Here is a 1,198-nt window from a genome sequence, read left to right as displayed (position 1 = left end):
TTGAGGAGCAAGGTTTACAAAATGGCTGAGTTTCCCCCTCGCCTCAGCCAGTTTCGGGCTTTCGTTTTGTATCATTGACTCCTCTTTTCTGCCCATAGGATATCATTTTTCCCTGGTCTGGAACCTATTGTAAAGGGTGGTCGAAAAGGGCGGCACATGAGTTGAGATGTATCCTTTCCCCTTCTTGTGTCAATTAGGCCGTAATCTCCATTTTCACACGCTGCAACAAACTCACTCAAATCCCCATCTCTCTGGCGACCTTCCATATACCCTGTTTCCCCTTTTGCAGGGCCTCTCCGCCCTCGAAGCGGGCCATCCAGATGCGGTCTCCCACCAGGATGTGGTTGAGGGCGCCATGGATGCTGGAGAAGAAGGCGGGACGCTCTTCCTTCCGCGCGGAATCGTCCAACCGGGCGCAGGCATCGTAAAGGATGCGGTTGGCCTCCTCGTTGTACCGGGCCAGGGTCTGGAAATGGTGCAAGAGTGAATCGCTCATCGGGGAGGAGTTTCTCCTGTCCGTGGGTGGAAAAAAGGGCTTGGCTCAGGCCAAGCTGCCGGGCACCATCACCACCTTGCCGATGCTGCGCCGGGTCTCCAGCAATTCGATTCCCTCCACCAGGCGTGACATGGGCAGGGTGTGGGAGATGACCGGCTTGACCTGTCCCGCGGCATGAAGCTGGATCAGGTCCGCATGGGAATCCGCCAATACCTGGGGACGGTGCGCCTTGTACCCGTGCAGGGTGAACCCCGTAAGCGAGAAATTGCGCAGCAGTATGCGGTTGGCGGCGATTTCGGGGATACGCCCGCTGGCGAATCCCACCACCACCAGCCGCCCGCCGAAGGCGATGCAGCGCCGGCTTTGGTCGAACACGTCCCCGCCCACCGGATCGTAGATGATGTCGGCCCCGTGCCCGGCGGTGTACTCCTGCACGGCCTGGACGAAATCCTCAACCGCGTAGTTCACCACGTGGTCGGCGCCCTGCTCCCTGCAGGCGGCCAGCTTTTCCTCGCTGGAGGCGGTGGCGATGACGGTGCACCCCTTGGCCTTGGCGATCTGAATCGCGGCCAGCCCCACGCCTCCGGCCCCCCCGTGCACCAGGACGATGTCCCCGGGTTGCATGCGCCCGTTATGGACCAATCCCACGTAGGAGGTCTGGTAGACGTTGAGGAATGCCGCGGCTTCGGCATCGGACATGGA

2 protein-coding genes are annotated in these 1,198 nt (G+C 60.5%); both read right to left on the bottom strand.

Features of this window, described 5'->3' with window-relative positions:
* Positions 1-235 precede the first annotated feature (235 nt).
* Complete coding sequence (locus tag FVQ81_18600) at positions 236-496, bottom strand: hypothetical protein (protein MBW7998541.1); 261 nt, start codon at positions 494-496, stop codon at positions 236-238.
* Between the two features lie 45 nt (positions 497-541).
* Positions 542-1,198 (bottom strand): zinc-binding dehydrogenase (locus FVQ81_18595; protein MBW7998540.1); only part of this gene is annotated, 657 nt, incomplete at its 5' end.

The sequence above is a fragment of the Candidatus Glassbacteria bacterium genome, from assembly GCA_019456185.1.
Taxonomy (GTDB): domain Bacteria; phylum Gemmatimonadota; class Glassbacteria; order GWA2-58-10; family GWA2-58-10; genus JAJRTS01.
Note: the sequence above shows the minus strand (reverse complement) of the source record. Positions and strands in the feature narration are given on the sequence as shown.